15 protein-coding genes are annotated in these 22,841 nt (G+C 57.6%); 9 read left to right on the top strand and 6 right to left on the bottom strand.

Annotated elements, in window-relative coordinates:
- The first annotated feature begins 4 nt into the window (after positions 1 to 4).
- Together SE15_RS09880 and SE15_RS09875 are read left to right on the top strand one after the other, a co-directional pair.
- On the top strand, positions 5 to 1,939 hold the full coding sequence (locus tag SE15_RS09880; RefSeq protein WP_054521953.1) for an FHA domain-containing protein: 1,935 nt from the start codon (positions 5 to 7) through the stop codon (positions 1,937 to 1,939).
- Positions 1,936 to 2,745, top strand: coding sequence for a protein phosphatase 2C domain-containing protein (locus tag SE15_RS09875; protein WP_054521952.1), 810 nt, complete (start codon positions 1,936 to 1,938; stop codon positions 2,743 to 2,745). Before SE15_RS09880 ends, SE15_RS09875 begins: the two co-directional genes overlap by 4 nt.
- Here SE15_RS09875 and SE15_RS09870 read toward each other — a convergent pair.
- Positions 2,742 to 3,626, bottom strand: coding sequence for an HpcH/HpaI aldolase/citrate lyase family protein (locus SE15_RS09870; protein ID WP_054521951.1), 885 nt, complete (start codon positions 3,624 to 3,626; stop codon positions 2,742 to 2,744). The genes SE15_RS09875 and SE15_RS09870 overlap by 4 nt on opposite strands.
- A gap of 99 nt (positions 3,627 to 3,725) precedes the next feature.
- On the opposite strand from SE15_RS09870, the gene SE15_RS09865 reads away from it, so the two are divergent.
- Both SE15_RS09865 and SE15_RS09860 read left to right on the top strand, forming a co-directional pair.
- Entirely contained in the window at positions 3,726 to 5,936 is a 2,211-nt protein-coding gene (locus tag SE15_RS09865) for an ATP-dependent helicase (RefSeq protein WP_054522475.1), read from the top strand.
- A gap of 202 nt (positions 5,937 to 6,138) precedes the next feature.
- Positions 6,139 to 7,482: an NAD(P)/FAD-dependent oxidoreductase gene (locus tag SE15_RS09860; protein WP_083461865.1), complete on the top strand. Its 1,344-nt coding sequence runs from the start codon at positions 6,139 to 6,141 to the stop codon at positions 7,480 to 7,482.
- Positions 7,483 to 7,488: 6 nt separating this feature from the next.
- Here the strand turns inward: SE15_RS09860 and SE15_RS09855 are convergent, their stop codons facing one another.
- Complete coding sequence (locus tag SE15_RS09855) at positions 7,489 to 8,775, bottom strand: MDR family MFS transporter (RefSeq protein ID WP_054521950.1); 1,287 nt, start codon at positions 8,773 to 8,775, stop codon at positions 7,489 to 7,491.
- 137 nt (positions 8,776 to 8,912) lie between these two features.
- On the opposite strand from SE15_RS09855, the gene SE15_RS09850 reads away from it, so the two are divergent.
- Together SE15_RS09850 and SE15_RS09845 are read left to right on the top strand one after the other, a co-directional pair.
- Positions 8,913 to 9,134 carry a Trm112 family protein gene (locus SE15_RS09850; protein ID WP_054521949.1) on the top strand — a complete coding sequence of 74 codons (222 nt, stop codon included), beginning with the start codon at positions 8,913 to 8,915 and terminating at the stop codon, positions 9,132 to 9,134.
- 66 nt (positions 9,135 to 9,200) lie between these two features.
- Positions 9,201 to 10,616: an LCP family protein gene (locus tag SE15_RS09845; RefSeq protein ID WP_054521948.1), complete on the top strand. Its 1,416-nt coding sequence runs from the start codon at positions 9,201 to 9,203 to the stop codon at positions 10,614 to 10,616.
- Between the two features lie 225 nt (positions 10,617 to 10,841).
- Here SE15_RS09845 and glyS read toward each other — a convergent pair whose 3' ends face one another.
- Positions 10,842 to 13,838, bottom strand: a complete 2,997-nt coding sequence (gene glyS / locus SE15_RS09840) for a glycine--tRNA ligase subunit beta (protein ID WP_054521947.1) — start codon at positions 13,836 to 13,838, stop codon at positions 10,842 to 10,844.
- Positions 13,839 to 14,187: 349 nt separating this feature from the next.
- Here glyS and SE15_RS09835 point away from each other — a divergent pair, with 349 nt between their 5' ends.
- The 3 genes from SE15_RS09835 (at position 14,188) to infA (ending at position 16,291) form a co-directional block, all read left to right on the top strand.
- Positions 14,188 to 15,474, top strand: a complete 1,287-nt coding sequence (locus SE15_RS09835; protein ID WP_054521946.1) for a Glu/Leu/Phe/Val family dehydrogenase — start codon at positions 14,188 to 14,190, stop codon at positions 15,472 to 15,474.
- 313 nt (positions 15,475 to 15,787) lie between these two features.
- Positions 15,788 to 15,997 (top strand): 30S ribosomal protein S21, encoded by a 210-nt coding sequence (rpsU, locus tag SE15_RS09830; protein WP_236690018.1) that lies wholly within the window; start codon positions 15,788 to 15,790, stop codon positions 15,995 to 15,997.
- Between the two features lie 42 nt (positions 15,998 to 16,039).
- Entirely contained in the window at positions 16,040 to 16,291 is a 252-nt protein-coding gene (infA, locus tag SE15_RS09825) for a translation initiation factor IF-1 (RefSeq protein WP_054521945.1), read from the top strand.
- A gap of 167 nt (positions 16,292 to 16,458) precedes the next feature.
- On the opposite strand, the gene SE15_RS09820 is transcribed toward infA, so the two are convergent.
- The 3 genes from SE15_RS09820 to nifJ form a co-directional block, all read right to left on the bottom strand.
- Positions 16,459 to 17,826, bottom strand: a complete 1,368-nt coding sequence (locus SE15_RS09820) for a fasciclin domain-containing protein (protein WP_152965589.1) — start codon at positions 17,824 to 17,826, stop codon at positions 16,459 to 16,461.
- Between the two features lie 181 nt (positions 17,827 to 18,007).
- On the bottom strand, positions 18,008 to 19,015 hold the full coding sequence (locus SE15_RS09815; RefSeq protein ID WP_054521944.1) for a dihydroorotate dehydrogenase-like protein: 1,008 nt from the start codon (positions 19,013 to 19,015) through the stop codon (positions 18,008 to 18,010).
- Between the two features lie 66 nt (positions 19,016 to 19,081).
- Positions 19,082 to 22,681, bottom strand: coding sequence for a pyruvate:ferredoxin (flavodoxin) oxidoreductase (gene nifJ, locus SE15_RS09810; RefSeq protein ID WP_054521943.1), 3,600 nt, complete (start codon positions 22,679 to 22,681; stop codon positions 19,082 to 19,084).
- Positions 22,682 to 22,841 lie beyond the last annotated feature (160 nt).

Genomic DNA, 22,841 nt, shown 5'->3' with positions numbered 1-22,841 from the left:
ATTGATGATACCCCCTCGCCTGCCTGGGCGTAAGATTGCGACCCTGATAAGCCTGATTTATGCTGGCCTGCTCCTCCAGGGGGTGGATGCAGTGACCCATGCCCAGGCAGCAGAAAGGGTGCTTCTCCGCCGGGTGGAGAGCACCCACTTTCCCACCCTGAGCCTTTATTTTGAGGTCTACAACGCCGAGGGACAATTTCTCACCAATCTGCAAAGCGAGGCCCTCCAAATTTTAGAAGACGATCAGCCGCGCTCCCCGCTGGGAGTGACTCTTCTCAATCCCGGCGCCCATATCATCCTGGTTCTCAATTACGGACCGGAGTGGAGCGTGGGATATGCTCAGCGCTCCCGCTTCCAGTATCTACGCCAGCACTGGCTGGCCTGGGCGCAGGCTCAACCTTCCCCGACCCCGGACCGTCTTAGCCTCATCACCAACAGCGGCCTCCAACTGGTGCGTAACAACGACCCAGCGCGCTGGGCCGATTGGCTGGAGACCGCACGCCCCGACCTGCAACGGGAGACGGCCTCGCTTAACGGGCTGACCCGCGCGCTTGACCTGGCCAGCAGCATAGACCCCACGAATCCCCAACGCCCGATCATCTTCTTTCTCACCGCACCACTGCCGGGTTCGGCGCTCCCTGCCCTGGCCGATCTCCGTCAACGTGCCCAAAACCAAGGGGTGCCCGTGCATGTCTGGCTGGTGGCTAATGCCCGGGCCCCAACCCGCCTGCCCCAGAACTACGCCGCTCTGAATGACCTGGCTACTCAGAGTGGGGGGCAGTTTCTCCTCTTCAGCGGGCCCGAAGCGCTACCCGATCCTGAGCCCCTGCTTCAGCCCCTGCGCTATGGCTACCGCGCCACCTACACCTCCGCCCTCACTACCAGCGGAAGCCACGAACTGGTGGTAAGGGTGATCCAGAATGGGGTGCCCCTGGACTCTGAACCGCTCACTGTTGACCTCACCATACTTCCTCCCAACCCTATTCTTCTGGCTCCCCCGGCTGAGATTGCTCGCACCTGGCATGATTCCACAGATCAACTCGCGCGGCGCCTTTCCCCAAGCACCTACGCCTTTGCCTTCATCACCGAATTTCCCGACCAGCACCCCCGTCCTCTGCGCGCTGCCCGCCTTTTCGTTAATGACTCCCTGGTCGCCGAACGTCTGAGTGCACCGTTTGAGACATTGGAGTGGTCCCTTGAAGACATCACTACCAGCGAACGCTTTCGGATCCGCGTGGAAGTAGAGGATAGCCTGGGATTGAAAGGCCAAAGCCGGGAATGGCCTCTGGAGGTTATCGTCCCCGAGCCACCGCGCAGTCTGCCGGAGCAGGCCTGGGCGCGTCTCACCACCCCACAGGTTCTGCCCCTATGGGCCGTGCTGATGAGTGCAGCCACATTGGGGCTGATCCTCTGGCGCTGGCGTGCCTATCGGCGCCTGACCCAACCGCTTTACGCCCGCCTTGCCCCCAGAAAAGTAAAAGAAACGCTCCCTTCCGGACGCCCCATCCCCGGCCCATTTCCCACCGCTGCCCCTCCTCAAGGGGCTCCCGCCTGGCTGGTTTGGCTGCGTAGTGACGAAGTGCCGTTCGATTTCATTCAGGATGCAAGCGCTGACCCCGAGGATGAAAGGCGCTTTTTTGCCCTCTCCCAGGCCGAGGTTACCCTGGGCAGCGATCCCCGCCGAGCCACCCTGCACCTTCCTCACCCCAGCGTGGAAAGCGTGCACGCGCGCATTATACCTGGCCCGGAGGGGTTTAAACTGGTAGATGCGGGGTCCATCGCGGGTACCTGGTTGAACGCAGCCCCCCTCCCACCTGAAGGGACCTGGTTGAGCCACGGCGATATTCTCCACCTGGGAAGCGTGGCTCTCCGATTTGAGTTCCCTCACCCATCACCTCCCCCTCATCCCCTATTGCTACCCTATGAGGATGCCGCATGATCCGCTTGCCCCAACCTCACCTCCCCGTCATCGCCCTTTCCGACTGCGGGCGCCAGCGCCGCAACAACGAAGATCGCTTCCGCGTCTGCGCCCTGGCCGACCCCCGCGCCCCCGAGGCCCCCGTGCTTCTGGCGATTCTGGCCGATGGAATGGGTGGGCACCAGGCAGGCGAGGTTGCTGCTGAACTGGCAGTGACAATGGTGGAGGCGTTTGTGCTTGAACATGGGGACAGCCTCTCTCCGCCCTCCCTCCTTTTTGAAGCCCTTCGCCATGCCAGTCAGGTCATCTACGAGCAGGCGCAGCGCAACCCCGATCAAACCGGCATGGGAGCAACCTGCGCCTGTGCCTGGATCCAAAAAGGGCGGCTCTACATTGCCAATGTGGGCGATTCGCGGGTGTACCTGATTCGCCGCGGGCAACCTCAACGCTTGAGCGTGGACCACACCTGGGTCCAGGAAGCCCTGGATAACGGCTGGATCACCCGGGAGGAAGCCCTCCACCACCCTCAGGCGCACATGATCCGGCAGTTCCTCGGCTCGGCCACTCCCCCCGAAGTGGACCTGCGCCTGCGCCTTTCAGCCCAGGAAAGTGATCTACAGGCTCGCGCCAATCAGGGGCTACATTTGAACCCTGGAGATTTCGTGCTTTTGTGCAGCGATGGATTGAGCGACCTGGTGAATGACGAGGAAATGGCCCACCTGCTCAACTTACACCCCATGGAACAGGCCGCCAAAATCCTGGTGGACTTGGCAAATCAGCGCGGAGGGCACGACAATATCACTCTCATCCTCATTGGCATTCCCTAATCGGCTTCTGCCAGCACCCCCGCCGCACGCGCCCGCGCCAAAATGCCCTCGGCACGCCGGATCACCGGGCGATCTACCATCTGCCCCTGCCAGGCAAATGCCCCTCTACCCTGCGCCTGATAACTCGCAAAAGCCGCCATCAGTTCACGAGCCCAGGCAATCTCTTCGGGTGAAGGCGTGAAAGCCGCCTGCACCGGGGCCACCTGGTTGGGATGGATGATTTGCTTTCCCGAAAATCCTAAAGTCGCGCCACGCTCCGCTTCCTGGCGCACCCATTCCACGTCCTGGAAATCCACTGTGACCCAATCAATGGCCTGTAGGCCAAAAGCCGCCGCATGAAGCACCAGCGTGCTGCGCGCATGAAAGAGCTCCCAGCCCTCGCGGGTGCGCTTGACACCTAACTCGGCTGCCAAGTCCTCTGCACCGAAGATCAAAGCCTCTAAGCGTGGCGTGGCCTGGCAAATCTCGGCCAGGTTGAGAAACGCCTGCGCCCGCTCGATAATGACCATCATAATCAGGCTACCCGCCGGCCGGGCCAGACGCGGTTCGGCAACTTCCAGGTGAGCCGCTACCCAGCGCAAGTCCTCTGCGGAGCGCACCTTGGGCACCACAATGCCATCCGGGCTGCCGGAGAGCGCCGCCTCTAAGTCGTCCTCGGCCAGACCGCTCTCCACCCCGTTGATGCGCACCAGGCGCTCCGCTTTCCCAAAATCCAGTGTTTGGAGAGCCTGCACCATGTTACGCCGCGCCTCTTCTTTGCGATTCTGCGCCACCCCATCTTCCAGGTCCAGACACACACAATCTACCCCCAGCGTAGTTGCCTTCTGGAGTTTCCGCCAGTCATCGGCTGGCACATACAGCAAAGCCCGTCGCGCTCGCAATCCTCGCCTCCCATGTTACCGGTTTCGACGTTGAGATGAATTATAATGCTAAGCGCCTTGCTTTTCTTTGGGCACGGATTTTATTCAATGGACGGCAGGATGTTCGAAAATCAACCGCTGGACTTTCTGAAACACCTCAATCCCGAACAATACCGCGCGGTGACCGCCGGGGAAGGGCCCATTTTGGTGCTGGCCGGACCGGGGTCGGGCAAAACGCGCGTTCTCACCCAGCGCATCGCTTATCTGGTCAAGGCCATGGGAGTACGCCCTCACCACATCCTGGCCGTCACATTTACCAACAAAGCCGCCCGCGAGATGCAACATCGCCTCGAGACCCTCCTGGGTGAACAAAGCCAGTCCATCTGGTTGGGTACCTTTCATGCCGTCTGTGCTCGCATTTTACGGCGCGAAGCAGCCTATCTACCCTTCGATCAAAACTTCGTGATCATGGATGCAGATGACCAGATTGCTCTGGTACGCCAGGCCCTTAAAGCACTAAACCTTGATGAAAAGCTTTACCGCCCAGCCGGTATTCACGCCACCATCTCCATGGCGAAAAATAACCTCATCACCCCCGAGGAGTTCACTCCCCGCACTTACCGCGATGAGGTTGTCAAGCGCGTTTACCAGCAGTACCAGACCTTCCTGCGCAATAACAACGCCGTTGACTTTGATGACCTGCTGATTGAAACCGTGCGTCTGTTTCGCGAAAACCCACCGGTTTTGGAGCGCTACGCGGGGCGTTTCGAACACGTGCTGGTGGATGAGTTTCAAGATACCAATCTGGTGCAATACGAACTGCTCAAATTATTGACCTCCGTACACCAGAACGTCTTCGTGGTAGGCGATGAGGATCAATCCATTTACCGGTGGCGCGGGGCGGATTACCGCAACGTGCTGCGTTTTGAATCGGAATTTCCGGATGTTCAGAAGATCCTTTTGCAGCAAAACTACCGCTCCACCCAAACCGTACTGGATGCGGCCCAGGGGGTCATCAACCGCAACCACCAGCGCACGCCCAAGCGCCTCTTCTCTGATCGCGGGCGGGGTGAGCCGATTGTCCTTTATGAGGCCGTGGACGAATTTGCAGAGGCCACCTTCGTCGTGGATACCATCCGCCAGTGGATAGAAAGCGGTAAGGCTCGCGGCAGCGATTTTGCAGTAATGTATCGCACCAATGCTCAATCTCGCCTACTGGAAGAGGCCTTCTTACGTGCAGGCATTCCCTATCACCTGGTCGGAGCCCAGCGCTTTTACGGCCGGCGTGAGGTCAAGGACGTAATTGCCTTCCTGCGTCTGGCCCAAAATCCGGATGACGAAATCAGCCTGCTGCGCGTGATCAACGTCCCGCCGCGCGGGATCGGCGAGAAGTCTCTGGTTGCTTTACAACTGCTGGCCCGCGAGACCCACCAATCCCCAGGCCACCTTCTGCTTGAACTGGGTGAAAAAGGGCATGATTCTCCTTATTGGGCGCGTTTTCCGGGGCGCAGCGCCATGCTCCTGGCCGATTTCGGGGGACTACTTGCCAACTGGCAACGAGCACGTGATACCCTGAGCCTGATTGAATTATTTGACCGCATCCTGGCCGATGTGGGCTACGAAGCCTACATCAACGACGGCAGTGAAGAGGGTCAGGATCGTTGGGAAAACGTACAAGAATTGCGCCGTTTGGCTTTTGAATATCGCGAGCGCGGATTGAGCGCCTTCCTAGAAGACCTGGCACTGGTTTCCGACCAGGATACACTGCCCCAGGATCAAAATGCCCCTACCCTGCTCACCCTGCATGCCGCCAAAGGGTTGGAATTTCCTCAAGTTTTCATCATTGGGCTGGACGAGGGGCTCCTGCCCCACAGCCGATCACGAGACGATCCGGAGGAGATGGCAGAAGAACGCCGCCTCTTCTATGTGGGCCTAACACGGGCCAAAGACCGGGTTTACCTGGTGCGGGCCTTGCGCCGCAGTGCCTACGGCGTTGCGGTTGAACAAGAGCCCTCGCGTTTCCTTGCGGATATTGACGAGCGTTTGCTTCAGCGCCAGGGGTATCGGCGCACCCGCTCATCTGCCACGACCTGGGCAGCAGAACGCTCGCCATCTTCGCGCGTACCGCCCTCCCCCGCCCATGCTGCCATCCTGCAACCCCGTTACCGCCCCGGTCAGCGTGTGCGCCATCCCGCCTGGGGCGAGGGCATGGTGGTAGACAGCCGCATTCAGGAAGACGGCGAGGAAACCGTAGACGTGTTCTTTGAAAGCGTCGGCTTTAAGCGGGTCATCGCCTCCATTGCGCGTCTGGAAGCCATCAACCCCGATTAGACCAGAAGAGAGTTGCAGGGCAACCACAAAACCACGCTCCAGCCTTCGCTCTGGGCGACAAGGAGGACTTCTTCAAGCACTTTCATGATGGGGCAGGTGTGGGTTTACACAGCCCGTTGTATTATGTGATAAATTAGACTATAATAGTATTAGTTACATTTATCACAATTCCGGCTTGGTACGTATCCAGGGAGACGACCTGATGAAACCTTCGAGTGTGACCCAACCTCATGTTGCAATTGTGGGAGCCGGATTCGGCGGATTGCGCGCAGCACGCGCACTGGCAAACGCCCCCGTGCGCGTGACGCTCATTGACCGGCGCAACTACCATCTCTTTCAACCCCTCCTCTACCAGGTAGCCAGCGCTGGTTTGGCCCCGGAGGAAATCGCCTACCCGGTGCGCGGCATCCTGCGGCAGCAGAAAAACTTGACCTTTGTGCAGGCAGACGTGCAGCGGATTGACCTGGAAGGCCGCTATCTGTTCACCACCGCCGGCCCAATTCCCTATGACTATCTGATCCTTGCTGTCGGTAGTGTCACCAACACTTTTGGTCTTTCCTCCATTGCTCAACATGCCTTCGGGCTCAAAGACATTGATGAAGCCCTCGCTATCCGAAATCACGTATTAAGCCGCTTTGAACTGGCCACCCAGCAAACTGATCCCGACGTGCAGCGCGCCATGCTGACCTTTGTGGTTGTGGGGGGTGGCCCGACCGGTGTAGAATGCGCGGGCGCCCTGGCCGAACTGATTCGCCTGGTCTTGCGTAAAGATTACCCCAACCTCAACCTGAGCCGAGCCCGTGTGATTTTACTGGAGGCCACCGACCGCCTGCTGAGCCACCTGCCACCCAATTTGGGCCAAGCCGCTCAGGAAGCCTTGCGTCAGAAAGGCGTGGAAGTCTGGTTAAAGGCCCAGGTTCGGGATTACGACGGGCAGTGTGTGAACCTGGCCGATGGGCGCACCTTGCCCACTCAGACCCTGATCTGGGCCGCGGGTGTCCAGGCTGCTGACCTGGTTCAAAATTTGCCGGCCGCCCTGGGAACTCAGAAACGTGTGCGCGTCCTGCCGACCCTGCAACTACCGGGTTACCCCCGGGTTTTCGTCATCGGCGACGCCGCGTACCTCGAAGATGAAAACGGTCACCCCCTGCCCATGGTAGCACCGGTGGCCATGCAACAAGGCGAGCATGCGGCCCGCAACATCCTGCGTGCCTTGCAAGGACAACCTCTTCAGGTGTTTCGCTATCGCGATTGGGGGAGCATGGCCACCATTGGCCGCAACCAGGCAGTGGCCGCGCTTTTTGGCTTACACCTCAAGGGTTGGGTAGCCTGGCTGATCTGGCTTTTTGTCCACTTGATGCAGCTGGTGGGCTTTCGCAACCGGCTGGTCGTGCTGATTAACTGGGCCTGGGAGTACTTCCGCTATGAGCGTGCTGCCCGGCTGATTTACCCACTGCCTCCGGCACATCGGAACGCGCCGCTCCCCGCTGCGCAACCCGGTGAAACATCCCCCATGGCCTCGCTCACTACCTGCCGGCCAAATTAGCCCCGCCTACCGAACCTCGCGCTCAAGCACTACCTCTGGTTGCGCCGCAGATGCTGCCTCGGGCACACCACCCCCTGGCACAGCAGATGGTTGCACCCGGCTCAATACCAGGAAGAGCACCACGCTGACCAATCCAACCGCACCACCTCCGTACCAGATAAAACGCGGCCCCAGATGATCGTTTAACAACCCGCCCAGCACCGGGCCAATCCCAGAGGCCACTCCCCAGGTCAACCCATAAATGCTCATGTAACGCCCTCGCATATCCTCTGGTGCCCGCCCGGCCACATAAGTGGTGGAGGTGGGGATCAAAATCAACTCCCCGATGGTCATGACCACCATGCTCAGCCAGAAAGCCCAAAAATCGCGTCCCCAGGCCACGCTGGTCACCGCCGAGGCATAAAACAGCGAGCCCACTGCCAGCACCAGCAGGGGCGGGAAGCGCTTGGTCACCAGCGTGACCGGAATCTGAAAGAGCACCACCATGAGCGCGTTGGTGGTCGGAATCCAGCCATAACGGCTTTCTGGTAAACCGAAATTCTGCTTGGTATAAACCGAAAGCAACACCCATAAAATGGCCGCACAAACCTGAGTCAACGTGAAGGTCAACGTGAAGGCCAGGAACGGACGATCACGCAGGACCCGCCCGTACCCCCCAAAACGCTCGCGTGGATGGGAGGACTTGCCGCCCGATTCCATTCTCCTACGGCGCGGTAGCGTTTCACGAGCGCGCAGGGCGATCAGCAATCCATATAGGCTCATGCCCGTTGCGGCACACAGAAAGGCAATCTCATAGGAGATGCTAGCGATGAACCCACCTACCGCCGGGCCGATTGCCACCCCTAGGTTGTTGCTCAACCGCAGCATCGAATAGGCTTCTGCCCGCTGCTCAGCGGGGATCAGATCCGCCATCATGGCATCTGCGCCAATGCGGTAGAGCGGGTTAAAGAACCCCTGCAGCGCCATCAATCCGGCAAAGGCGGAATACGTGTGAGCCTGGCGCATCAACACAAACCCCATTCCGTTGACCATCAGGCTGATCACCATTACCCACTTTCGCCCCAGGTAATCCACAATTGGGCCTGCCAGGAACGAAGCCCCCAGGCCTACCGCGGCGTTCAAGGTGATCAGGCCTGCGGCTGAGGTCAGCGGCAACTGCAAGCGTTCACTGATGTAAATCATCAGGAAAGGCCAGATCATGCTGGCCCCCACCGTGCTGATGAACATCCCCACAAACATCAACCAGAACTGGCGGGGATAAGGGGTCTTGAAAGCACGCCATAAAGATTGCATCGTTGATCTCTCCGATGGGTCGCGCAAATTAGAATCTCCGGACAAACCAACACCCGCATGCAGGCATCCGCAGCGAATTTTACACCCTCTTCCCCTTGGTGGTACAATAGAGGCCAAGAAACTGGTAAGGAGGCCATATGGTAAGCCAGGACTTGTTAGAAATCTTACGCTGCCCGGCCTGTGTGCGCGAACGCGAGGGACTTCTAGACCTGGTTCGCGAGACCTGGCTGGTCTGCCGTGACTGCGGACGCAAGTACCCGATTGTGGAAGACATCCCGGTGATGCTGATTGATGAAGGCAGCAAATGGATGGAGACCCCGGTAGACGACCTACCGGTGCCACCCCCACCCCCTGCTTGAAATGGCATCCATCTTGCACCTTACCCTTGAGCATGAAATTTCTGATTCCAAAGGGTTGAAAGCTTTATGTCGCAACTGCGCACCCGCATGATTCCCCGGCGTCTCCATTTAGATCGCCTGACACTGGTTGTTTTGATCGTATTCATTCTCCTGGCCTTGGTGACTGGATGGGCCGCTTTTTCGCTGGCACGCAACTTCTTCCGCTCGTGGAGCATGACCAGCCTGGGCGGCGTTCCGGTAGGGCCCAATACGACAAACCCAGCCGGACTTTCCGCCACCAATGTCCCCCTCAACCAGCCTCTTCAGGAAAATGGGCCCGCGCCCGAACCCTGGGATGGCAAAAGCCGTGTGACCGTCCTGGTCATGGGCCTGGACTACCGCGATTGGGAAGCCGGGGAGACGCCACGGACGGACACCATGATGCTCCTGACTCTGGATCCACTGACCCGCACGGCGGGGATTCTTTCGATCCCCCGCGATATGTGGGTCAACATCCCCGGCTTTGACTACGGGAAAATTAACACCGCCTACTTCCTAGGGGAGACATATAAACTGCCCGGCGGCGGGCCAGGGCTGGCAGTCGAAACGGTACGCCAATTCCTAGGAGTCCCGATCAACTACTACGCCCAGATTGACTTCTACGCCTTCGAGAGATTTATTGACGAAATCGGGGGCATCAAAATTCGCGTCCAAGAGCCGATTACCCTCTACCCCACCGGTAACCGCCCCAAGGTGCATCTGGAACCAGGTGTCTATGCTGTGGGAGGAGATCTGGCACTGGCCTACGCGCGTAACCGCTACACCGAAGGCGGTGACTTTGACCGTGCCCGGCGGCAGCAAGAGGTCATTCTGGCCATCCGTGACCGCATCTTGCAGTATGATCAAATCCCCAAATTGATTGCAAAAGCCCCCGTGCTATATAACGAGTTGTCGGCAGGCATTCGTACCAACATGACTCTGCAAGAAGCCATTCAACTGGCCTGGCTGGCCGTGCAGATTCCGGCGGAGAACATTAAGCGCGGGGTAATCGGCCCGAATGCCGTTGAAATGGCCACCTCCCCGGACGGTTTGGACATCCTCATCCCCATCCCGGATCAGATCCGTCTGATCCGAGACGAAGTTTTCTCCACCAACGGCGCAGTTGGGCCGGCTGCGGTGGCAGAAGACCCCAAAGCCCTGATGGAAGCAGAAAATGCACGCATTGTCGTGCAAAACGGTACCAGCGTGGCGGGACTGGCCGGACGCACGGCCGAATTTCTGCGCGGCAAGGGCTTTAACGTGGTTCAAGAGACCAATGCCGACAACCTTTACAGCCAAACCACCATTTTCCTTTACAGCCCCAAACCCTATACGCTGAATTACCTCATTACCGTCATGCAACTGCAAAACCCGCGCATTTACAATCGCTACGACCCTAACGCCGCGGTGGATCTTGCCGTTGCGTTGGGTAACGATTGGGCACAGAGCAACATCCTACCCTGACGCTGTCAGGTCAAATCCCGATAAGACGCTGCCGGTCATCCGACCGGCAGTTGCGTTTTCACTATCTCGACACTGCTCTCAGCAACCCGGCCCAAAATGATTGGGGATCTAGGAATGGTGACCACTCCAAGATCCCCGGTTTTCCACCACTATCTCTCCCGGCGTGCTGGGAAAATGATCCGACGAACAGTGGTTGAACCTTTATCTAATCCGAAACCAGAGGATTTAGAACCCTTCCAGTTTCGAGAAATCGGCCACTCCATCTGCCAGGGCCACAATACGCTGAAGCAGGCCAAGGCGATTGGCGCGTAAACCAGCATCCTCCGCCATGACCAGGACCTCGTCAAAGAAGCGGTTGATCACCGGGATCATGGGCAGGAAGACCTGGAAGAAATCCTCCACGCTCCCGGGCCGGCGGGGAGTGACCTCCGCCTGAAGGAGCGCTGAGAGCAAGTGCTTCTCTGCCGGCTCAACCAGACGCGCGGGATCAATTGCGAAACGCTCGGTCTGGTCGCGGGTGATCCGCACACAGCGGGCGTAGGCAGGCAGAATGGTATTCCAATCCGACCGGCTCACCCACGCACTCAGTTCCCGCACACCACGCGCCGTCGCCGCCGGGTTATGCCCCTGAGCAGCCAGCACCGCGGCCACCACATCATAACGATAACCCTGCTCCAGCAGTTCGTTCTGCAAGCGCCCCACAATGAACTCCAAACACTCCATTTTGGCTTCGGGGCTTACCGGCACCGGCAGACCTTGCGCGGCGGCCTCCAGACCCTGGCGCAGGTCGAAATCCAGATTCCAATGAATCAAATTCTGCACCAGCCCCAGCGCCGCCCGGCGCAAAGCAAAAGGATCTTTGGTGCCGGTCGGGGCTAACCCCACTGCAAACAGTCCCATCAGTGTGTCCAGGCGGTCCGCCAGACCCAGCACCAGACCAGCCGGGGTCTCAGGATAGCGATCGCCTGCAAAACGAGGCAGATAGGCCTCGAAAATGGCTTCCGCTACAGCCCGGGGCTCACCGCTTTGCAGGGCATAATAGCGTCCCATCACCCCCTGTAAAGAGGTCATTTCCACCACCATGTGGGTTACTAAATCCGCTTTGCACAAATGAGCCGCCCGACGCACTGCGGCGGCATCTTCTGCCTCCAGCCCCACCATGGGAATCAAACGCTCCACCAGCACTTCAATGCGATGGGTTTTATCCAGCATTGAACCCAATTTGGCCTGAAAAGTGAGGGTGCTCAAGCGGGGCAAATAGTACTCCAACGGGTGCTTCAGATCCTCACGGATAAAGTAGGCCGCATCTGCGAAACGCGCCCGAATCACCTGTTCGTTCCCGTCCGTTACCACGTCCAGCCCTTCTTTCCCACCGTTGCGCACGGCAATGAAGTAGGGTAGGAGCTGCCCCTCGCGGGTGTAAACCGGGAAGTAGCGCTGGTGCTTCTTCATTACCGAGACCAGCACTTCTTCCGGCAAGCGCAGATACTCGTCTTCAAACCTGCCGCGCAGGGCGGTCGGGGCTTCAACCAGGTGTGTGACCTCATTGAGCACCGCCTCATCCAGGTGTTCCGGGTCCCCCCCCACGTCAGCGATCAGGGTACGCGCCTGCTCGGCAATTCGGGCCCGCCGAATCTCCGGCTCTACAACCACGCCCTGCCGTTCCAGGAATATGCGGTAATCGCGCGGGTGAGAGAGTGCAAAGGTGGCCGGCTCGGCAAAACGCAGCCCCCGCGTCACCCGCCCGGAGGTCAGCCCGGCATAGGTGAAGGGAATAACAGTCTCACCATGCAGTGCTACCAGCCAGCGGATTGGGCGCGAGAAAGCCACCCCGCTACTGTTCCAGCGCATCGAACGTTCGAAGCGCAGGTCGGCAATCACTCCCGGCAGGACCTCGGCCAGCACTTCCACCGCCGGGCGTCCGGTCTCACGCACGTGAGCCACCACGTAACGGCCTCCGTCCATTTCGGCAACCGTGAGCGCTTCCACCGGCACCCCCTTGCTCCGGGCAAAGCCCTCCGCCGCCGCAGTCGGGCGTCCTTCGGCATCAAAAGCGCGGTTAGCCGGCGGGCCCTTGATGATCAATTCTCGGTCGGGCTGCCGCCCCGCTAAATCTTCCACCCATACCACCAGGCGCCGGGGTGTCCCCCAGACCTGAACATCTCCATGGGGCAGATGCAATTCATCCAGCAACGCCGGCACTCGCTGACGTAACTGCGCCAGGGCGGCCTCCAGGTCTGCGGGAGGAAGTTCTTCAGTGCCGATTTCGATCAGCAGAGTCTCCTGCTCTGGGATGGAACGGGGCGCTTCCCTCACGGCTGGGGCCTCGCTCACCTGGGCTGTGGGTTTGAGCCAGGGGAAGCCCAGCGCCTGGCGCTGAGCCACATAGGCTTCGGCCACGCGCCGTGCCATATCCCGCATGCGTGCGAAAAGCACCTGACGCTCAGTTACTCCCACTGCGCCACGCGTGTCCAACACATTGAAGGTGTGTGAGCACTTCAAAACATAATCGTGTGCCGGCAAGACCAATCCGCGCGCCAGCGCCGCCTCGGCCTCAGCCTCAAAGAGGGCAAACATCTGGCGCAGTCGCTCTACATCGGCGACCTCAAAATAGTACGTGCTGTGCTCGCGTTCCCCCTGCAGGTTGACATCCCCATAGGTGCGTTCGGCGTTCCAACGGATATCCCGAAAGTTGCTGACACGCTGCAGGGCCATGGCAATGCGTTCCAGCCCGTAGGTTATCTCCACGGAGACCGGTTCCAGCACCATCCCGCCTGCCTGCTGGAAATAGGTGAATTGGGTGATCTCCAATCCATCCAGCCAGACCTCCCAGCCTAGCCCCCAGGCCCCCAGTGCGGGCGATTCCCAGTTATCTTCAACAAAGCGAATGTCGTGCTCGCGCGGGTCAATGCCCAGGGCTTCCAGCGAGCGCAGGTAAATCTCCTGCGGGTTACCTGGATCGGGCTTGAGAATGACCTGAAATTGATAGTGCTGTTGCAGACGATTAGGATTTTCGCCGTAGCGACCATCGTCCGGGCGAATCGAGGGCTCCACGTAAGCCACATTCCAGGGTTCCGGCCCCAAAACACGCAAGAAGGTAGCCGGGTTCATCGTCCCGGCACCCACCTGGGTGTAATAGGGCTGCCAGATCAAGCACCCTTGCTCGGCCCAAAACTGTTGTAACTTCATGATAATGGATTGAAAATCCAATGGGTCTCTCATAGGTTGACCAAACTCCTGATCAGATAAGTCCGTTAGCCTTTTGATTATACCAGAGGCGGGCTTATTTCCTCCAAACGGCTCCGCAGCAGGCTTGTCAGAGCTGTATGGAGTGAAAGAGATCATCCAGGATTGAAGACGTTCATCCTATTGACGCAAGCGCGATAATCCATTAACCTTGTAAATGGATCGAAACAAGCGGAGGCGCCAACGTGCCAATTTTGGCCATACATAGGGGCAACTTGTAGCGGGCATACGACCGGGATGCCCGCTATTAGTTTCTCCCAGGCGTCAATGCTTCCGCGCCTTAAAATTCCTCACCCCAAACCCCACCCCCTCAGGAGAGATGCTTATGACGGGTACGACCAATGCCTTCGAAATGGCTCAGCGTCAATTCGATCATGTAGCCGAACTGCTCCAACTCGACCCCCAGGTGCGCGAGATCCTGCGCTGGCCGATGCGAGAGTACCACTTCCGCATCCCGGTGCGCATGGACGATGGCACCATCCGCGTGTTCCAGGGCTTCCGCGTTCAGCACAATGACGCCCGCGGGCCGTGCAAAGGTGGCATTCGCTTTCACCCTGCTGAAACCATTGATACAGTGCGTGCTCTGGCCACCTGGATGACCTGGAAATGCGCCGTGGTAGATCTGCCGCTCGGCGGTGGCAAGGGCGGCGTTATTGTGGACCCGGCAACCCTTTCAGAAGGCGAGAAAGAGCGCCTGGCCCGCGGCTACATCCAGCAGATCTGGCGCAACATTGGCCCACGTCAGGACGTCCCCGCGCCGGATGTGGGCACCAACCCGCAAATGATGGGCTGGATGATGGACGAGTACTCCAAACTGGTTGGGCAGTACACCCCTGGGGTCATCACCGGCAAGCCCGTGGGAGGCGGTGGTTCGCTGGGACGCACCGAAGCGACCGGATTCGGTGTCATCTACACCGTCCGCGAAGCTCTCAAGCACCTTAACCTGGAACCCTCTCAGTGCGTGGCCGCCATCCAGGGCTTCGGCAACGTAGCCCAGTACGCCGCAGTGGGCTTCACTGAGATCCTCGGCGGTAAAGTGGTCTGCGTCTCATATTGGGATCGCGAAGACCGCACCGCCTACACTGTGAGCAAAGCAGATGGAATTGACCCACGCTTCCTTATGAGCATCACCGATCAATACGGCACCATTGACAAAAACAAAGCCCGTGCCGCCGGCTATAGCATTGAGGATGGCAATGCCTGGCTGAGCAAGGAGGCCGATGTACTCATCCCGGCCGCGCTCGAGGGACAAATCAACGCCGACACTGTGCAGCACATTCATGAGCGGGTCAAACTGATCGCCGAAGGTGCCAACGGGCCCACCACTCCTGAGGCCGACGAAGCCATCCGCCAACGCGGTATCTTCCTGATCCCCGATTTCCTGTGCAATGCAGGTGGCGTGACCGTCTCGTACTTTGAAAGCGTCCAGAATGATATGAACTTCTACTGGACCAAGGAAGAAGTGCTTCAGCGTCTGGATACCAAGATGACCCAGGCATTCCACGCAGTGCTAGATCTTTCGTTGAAAGAAGGGGTCTTCATGCGCGACGCCGCTTACATGGTGGCGATCAATCGCGTGGTTAAGGCCATGGAACTGCGCGGCTGGATTTAGAGGCTTCTGATTGCAATGTCACACAGCACGAGGCGCTTGGGTGGCACCAGGCGCCCGTGATTTTTTAATTTTCAAGCCTTGTTTGACGCCTGACGGCTTGTCGTGTATAATAAGAAAGCCTGCGGGCAACCTTCAGGCAGTTTTACCAATTGATTGGCATGATTTCCTGGAATGGAGGTCATATCGCGCTGGGCAAGTGGGCAAGATGAGTAAGCAACCCGTTTGAGTTCGCCCTCGGCTGCAAGTGCGGTATGCAGCCGAGTTTTTTGCCCGCGCGCAGCGTGCTACTCAAAAATTCTTAACCCGAAAGGAGGTGAGTGCGTTGACAATTGTGATCTTGCGGCCCAACGAAAGCCAGGAGCAACTGCTCAAGCGCTTCCGCAAGAAGGTCGTCAAGAGCGGTGTGCTGAGCACCGTACGCCGGAAGCGTTGGTTCATCTCAAAGAGCGAACTGCGTCGCCTGGAACAGAAAAAGGCCATTCGCCGCATGAAACGCCGCCAGATGTCACGCGCTTCGGAGTAAGCCTTCGCTCATCGGGTTGGTGAAACGGTCTGGAGGTTCTCGATGGCCAAAGAAGAAGAGAAGATTCAGGTGGAAGGCACAATTGTAGAGGCACTGCCGGGGACGCAATTCCGCGTGCGCCTGGATAACGGGCATGAAATCCTGGCCTACCTCTCCGGGCGGATGCGTAAGTACTATATCCGTATTCTCCTCGGCGACCGGGTGCGGGTGGAAATGTCACCCTATGATCTCACCCGTGGCCGTATTGTCTATCGCCAAAAGAAGGCCGGCGAACCGGCGCTCGAGGAAGAATAAACTCCCACCTGGACTTATTCCACATCCTCTCGGCTAGAAAAACGGGCAACCCCTTCATCTTTCGGTTGCCCGTTCTTTTTTATAGCGAATGAGGACCGTTGATGACAACGGCCCTCATTCTCCCTTCCCACTCCTACCAGTAAATGTAACCCACCCACACAATCGCCTCAGCGCGGAGGCAAAATCACGGTATCAATCACGTGAATAACCCCATTGGTAGTCTTGATATCAGTCAAGACAACTTGCGCCTCATTGACAAATACCTTGCCATCCTGAACTTTGATCGTGATAGGCTTTCCTAATACGGTTTCGGCGCGCTCCAGTTTCACCACATCCTCTGCCAACACCCGACCAGGAACCACGTGATAGAGCAAGATGTCGGTTAACTGCCTCTTATTGGCCGGTTTGAGCAGGCTTTCCAGAGTGCCTGCTGGCAACTTTGCGAAGGCTTCATCCGTGGGAGCAAAGACCGTAAAGGGGCCCTCACTCTTGAGCGTCTCCACCAGACCTGCCGCCTGCACTGCTGCAACAAGCGTGTTGAATTTATTGAAAACGGCCGCATCAACAATGTCTTTTGGCAAGATCACCGCATCAATCACATGAATCACCCCGTTGCTGGCTTCGATATCGGTAATAATGATCTGTGCCTCGTTGATGTACGCCTTACCCATATCAACTTTGAAGAACACCGAAGTTCCCAGGGCTGTGTCCGCAATTAGACCATCCTTCACCTCCGAAGCCATCACTTTGCCCGGCAGAACATGATAGAGCAGGATGTCGGTCAATTGTTGTTTGTTCTCAGGCTTGAGCAAAGCCTCGAGTGTGCCCTCAGGCAATTTAGCAAAAGCCTCGTCTGTCGGAGCAAAAACAGTGAACGGACCCTCACTTTTTAGCGTTTCAACCAAACCTGCCGCCTGGACCGCTGCCACCAGGGTGGTAAAGCGCCCATCCTCCACCGCGATGTCCACAATATCCTTCTTGGCTTCCGCCATCATGCTGGGGGGCAGGATAACAGCATCAATCACATGAATTACCCCATTGGAGGCCTCGATATCTGTGAGGATCACCTGCGCGTCGTTAATAAAAACCTTGTCACCCTCGACCTTTATGGCAATGGGTTCACCAGCCACTGTTTGAGCCTCGCTCAGACCGATTACATCTGCAGCCAAAACCTTGCCCGCAACCACGTGATAGGTTAAGACTTTGATCAGTTGATCCTTATTTTCAGGCTTAAGCAGGCTCTCAAGAGTTTCTTTGGGCAACTTTGCGAAGGCTTCATCCGTGGGAGCAAAGACTGTAAAGGGGCCCTCGCTCTTGAGCGTCTCCACCAGACCCGCCGCTTGAACAGCTTTCACCAGAGTAGTAAACCGTCCATCTGCAACAGCAATGTCAACGATTGTTTGAGGGGCTGGAGTTGCCGTTGGAGGAATTGGCGTTGCGGTCGGCATGGGAGGTGAAGTAGGCTGGGGAGTTGCCATTGGTGCACAAGCCGCTAAAACCAACATCGATACAACCAACAACAGTAAGCGTTTCATGTTTTCTCTCCTCGTAAGGTTAAGATTTATGTGTTTGTTACAGTAGACATAATGTACGCGATTTGCATATGGATTGTCAAATATTTTTTCAATTATGTATAATGTTTTTGTAGAGTCTATAGAAACAAAAAACCCCTCCCCAATTGCCAGGGAGGGGCCTGACCACCTTGGATTAACAGGGTTAGTAAATCAGACGGTTATCATATGTCAGGAGGGCTTTCATGTAATTGGCTCGCTCAAACGCCGCAGGTTCGGCCACGGCCTGCTGGCTCATGCTTCCAATCATTTGCTGCACTGACTGATACTCAAAGGTCTCCATCCACGCTTGCATCTCCTGAAGGATTTCACCAGCCCGCTTCAGGCCATGTTTGAGCAACGCCGAGGTCGTCATCGCCACCTTTGCCCCCGCCATCAGGGCCTTAATCACATCTTGACCGGTGTGCACCCCGCTGCTCAGCGCCATATCTGCGGCCACCCGTCCGTATAAAATCGCAATCCAGCGTAGGGGCAGGCGCAATTCCTCGGATGTGCTCAGCACCAAGCTGGGCACCACTTCCAAAGTTTCGATATCAAAATCCGGCTGATAAAAGCGATTGAACAGCACCAGCCCCTTCGCGCCCGCCTGAACCATTTGCTGCGCAAAATGGGGCAGCGCGGTGAAAAACGGGCTGAGTTTGACAGCCAGAGGAATGCGAATTTGCTTGTGAATGTCTGCCACCAGCCCCACGTAATTGGCTTCCAGTTCCGCCGCTGTCAGCGCCGGATCGGTGGGCAGATAGTAGAGATTAAGTTCCAACGCATCCGCTCCAGCCTCCTGGATCAAACGGGCATATTCAATCCAGCCGCCGCTGGAAACGCCGTTTAGGCTGCCGATAATCGGAATGCCGACGCTTTCCTTCGCTTTGCGTATCAATTCCAGATAGCCTTCCGGTCCAACGTTGTACCGCCCAAGATCCGGAAAGTAGGTAAGTGCTTCGGCAAACGAATCGCTACCGCGGGTCAGGTAGTGGTCCAGTGCCAGGCTCTCATGAACGATTTGCTCCTCAAAGAGCGAATACATTACCACAGCACTTACGCCCGCGTCTTCCAGACGACGAATGCCATCCAGTTTCTTCGACAGCGGCGAGGCTGAGGCTACTAACGGATTCTTCAACTCCAAGCCCAGGTAACGTGTGCTCAGATCCACCATACTCACCTCCCAAGATTAAGCGAGGGTTCCGGGCTTTCTCTCCCCAGAACCCTCGCCATATCACGTTCAGTCTTGCGCCGGAACGCCTTCGTGACCGTTCCCGTTGATTCGCATGATCATCTCGGCCATTTGTTTGTACTGCAGCCAGCGGCGCTTTACATCTTCCTGCGCTGCCTTGAGCAGCATCTCCGCGCGCTGTTCGTCGCTCTGGGTCAGCATACGATAACGCGTTTCATTGTAGGCGTACTCAGACACCGGGATACTGGGTTCCTTGCTATCCAGCACCAGCGGGTTTTTGCCCTCTTCCAGAAGCATCGGGTTGTAGCGGAAGAGTGGCCACACACCCGCCTGCACCGCCAGTTTCTGCTGATCGAGGCCCTTGCGCATATCAATGCCGTGGGCAATGCAGTGACTGTAAGCAATAATCAGCGAGGGCCCCTCGTACGCATCTGCCTCCAGGAAGGCGCGCAGCGTATGCTGGTCGTTGGCGCCCATGGCAACCTTGGCCACGTATACGTAACCGTAGGTCATCGCGATCAGCCCCAGGTCTTTCTTGGGCAAGCCTTTCCCGTTGGCGGCGAATTTGGCGACTGCTGCACGCGGAGTGGCTTTGGAGGCCTGACCACCGGTGTTGGAATACACCTCGGTATCGAGCACTAGGATGTTGACATCCCGCCCCGAGGCCAGCACATGATCCAGGCCGCCATAACCGATATCATACGCCCAGCCATCGCCACCAACAATCCACACGCTCTTGCGCACCAGGAAATCCGCCACATCCATCAAAAGCCGGGCACGGAAATCCTTAATTCCCGCCAGGCGCTCTTTGAGCAAGGCCACACGCTGACGCTGTTCGCGAATGCCCGCCTCACTACGCTGGTCGGCATTCAGAATGGCATCCACCAGCGACTCACCCACTTCAGCAGCCAGGCTTTGCAGCAATTCGCGTGCAAATTCGGTTTGTTTGTCAATGGTCAGGCGCATGCCCAGGCCGAATTCAGCATTATCCTCAAACAGGCTATTGCTCCAGGCTGGCCCGCGTCCTTCACGATTGAAGGTCCAGGGTGTAGTCGGCAGGTTACCGCCATAAATTGAGGAGCATCCCGTAGCATTGGCGATCACCACCCGATCTCCAAACAACTGAGACATCAACTTGAGATAGGGCGTCTCACCACAGCCTGCGCAAGCCCCCGAGAACTCAAAGAGCGGCTCCAGCAGTTGTGAATTCTTAACCGTAGAGACGCTGATTGCAGTGCGATCCACTTCGGGCAGGGAGAGGAAGAACTCCCAATTCTCGCGCTCCTGTTCTCGCAAAGGCGGTTGCGGCGCCATGTTGATGGCCTTCAGGCCCACTTGGCTCTTATTCTTGGCCGGGCAGGCTTCCACACACAGCGCACAGCCAGTGCAGTCTTCTGGCGAAACCTGCAATGTGTACTTCATCCCCGGAAACTCTTTGAAGCGTGCATCCGTGGACTTAAACGTGGCCGGGGCGTTTTCCAGATACTTGGGGTCGTAGACCTTCATGCGGATGACCGCATGCGGACAAACCATGACACACTTACCACACTGGATGCACACCTCCGGATCCCACACCGGGATTTCCAGGGCAATGTTGCGCTTTTCCCACTTTGCCGTGCCGGTGGGGAAGGTACCATCCGCAGGCAATTTGCTGACCGGCAACCGATCACCCTCGAAGATCATCATCGGAGCCAGGGTCTCGCGTACAAATTCAGGCGCCTCATCCGCCACCGGTTTACGGCGGGTGCGGTTGGCCGTCACTTTGTCCGGCACCTTCACTTCTTGCAAATGCGCCAGCGCCTGGTCCACCGCGGCAAAGTTGCGCTGCACCACCGCCTCACCACGCTTGCCGTAAGTCTTCTGAATGCTCTTCTTGATCTGAGCGATCGCCTCTTCCTGCGGGAGTACACCGCTGATGGCGAAGAAGCAGGTTTGCATGATGGTGTTGATGCGACCGCCCATGCCGGTTTTATTCGCCACTTCGTAGGCATCAATCACATAGAAGCGCAGTTTCTTGGCAATGATGGCCTCTTGCACTTCGCGCGGAAGTTCATCCCACACTTTATCTGCCGGGTAAATGCTGTTGAGCAAGAAAACCCCGCCCGGCTTGGCGTACTTAAGCACATCCAGGCGCTCGAGGAAGGAGAACTGGTGACACGCGACAAAATTAGCGTCACCTTCGCCGATCAGGTACGGTGCACGGATGGGCTTGGGGCCAAAGCGCAAATGAGAGATCGTCACCGACCCCGACTTCTTGGAGTCATACACGAAATAACCCTGCGCGTAGTTGTCAGTCTCCTCACCGATGATCTTAATGGAGTTCTTGTTGGCACTGACCGTCCCATCCGCCCCTAAACCGAAGAACACACAGCGCACCGTCTGAGGATCCTCGATTGAGAAGGAGGGATCATAGGCCAGGCTCAGGTGGGTCACATCATCTTCAATGCCCACGGTGAAATGATTGCGCGGCAAGTCCTGCTTTAATTCATCAAAGACCGCCTTCACCATGGCCGGGGTGAATTCCTTGGAGGAAAGGCCATAACGACCGCCCACGATGACCGGTGCCTGGCTGAAGGGAGCAAAGCCCTGGTTCAGGCCCTCGTAAACTGCCGCTACCACATCCTCGTAAAGAGGTTCACCCGCTGCACCGGGCTCTTTGGTACGATCCAACACCGCAATCTTACGCACCGTCGCCGGCAGAACGCCAAGCAGGTGACGCGCCGAGAAGGGCCGATAAAGATGGACGGTAACCACACCGACTTTCTCGCCCCGTTCCATCAAATAGCGGGCTGTTTCTTCGGCGGTCTCGGCGCCGGATCCCATCAGGATGATCACCCGCTCAGCATCTGGGGCGCCCGCATAGTCAAAGAGGTGGTATTGGCGCCCGGTCAGTTGCGCAAAGCGGTCCATCACCTTTTGAACAATCTCCGGGCAGGCCTGGTAGTAAGGGTTGCAGCGCTCACGAGACTGGAAGAAGACATCCGGGTTCTGCGCTGTACCACGGATCACTGGATGATCGGGGCTGAGCGCACGCGCGCGGTGCTGACTGACCAATTCGTAGTTAATCATCGCGCGCAAGTCGTCTTCACTGAGAAACTCGATCTTGTTAATCTCGTGAGATGTGCGGAAGCCATCGAAGAAGTGCAGGAACGGTACGCGGGATTCGAGGGTGGCCGCCTGGGCGATCAGGGCATTGTCATGGGCCTCCTGCACCGAGCGCGAAGCTAACAGTGCCCATCCGGTCTGACGGGTGGCCATCACATCGGAATGATCGCCGAAGATAGAAAGCGCATGAGTGGCCACCGTGCGCGCCGAGACGTGAAAGACGGTCGGCGTTAGTTCACCCGCAATCTTGTACATATTCGGGATCATCAGCAGCAGACCCTGCGACGCCGTGAAGGTGGTGCTGAGCGAACCGGTCTGCAAAGCGCCATGGACCGCACCAGCCGCACCGCCCTCGGACTGCATCTCCACGACCAACGGCACCGTCCCCCAAATATTGGGGATGCGCTTGGCCGACCATTCATCAGCCAATTCCCCCATCCCTGAAGAGGGTGTAATGGGGTAAATGGCGATCACTTCGTTGAGGCGATAGGCAACATGGGCAACCGCCTCATTCGCATCAATCGTGATCACGTTACGACTCATAGGACACACTCCCTGTAAACCTGGGTTATTGCATATTCCAATTTCATCACCACGCCAATACGCGTGGTCTAGACACAATTCGTTCACTCAAGTTTATCCCCAATTAGAAACAAGCAAAAGTTATATAGGTCACCTTATTTGTGTGCGTCCTGTCACAATT

The organism is Thermanaerothrix daxensis, from assembly GCF_001306145.1.
Taxonomy (GTDB): domain Bacteria; phylum Chloroflexota; class Anaerolineae; order Anaerolineales; family Anaerolineaceae; genus Thermanaerothrix; species Thermanaerothrix daxensis.
This window is presented reverse-complemented; position numbering and strand designations above follow the sequence as displayed.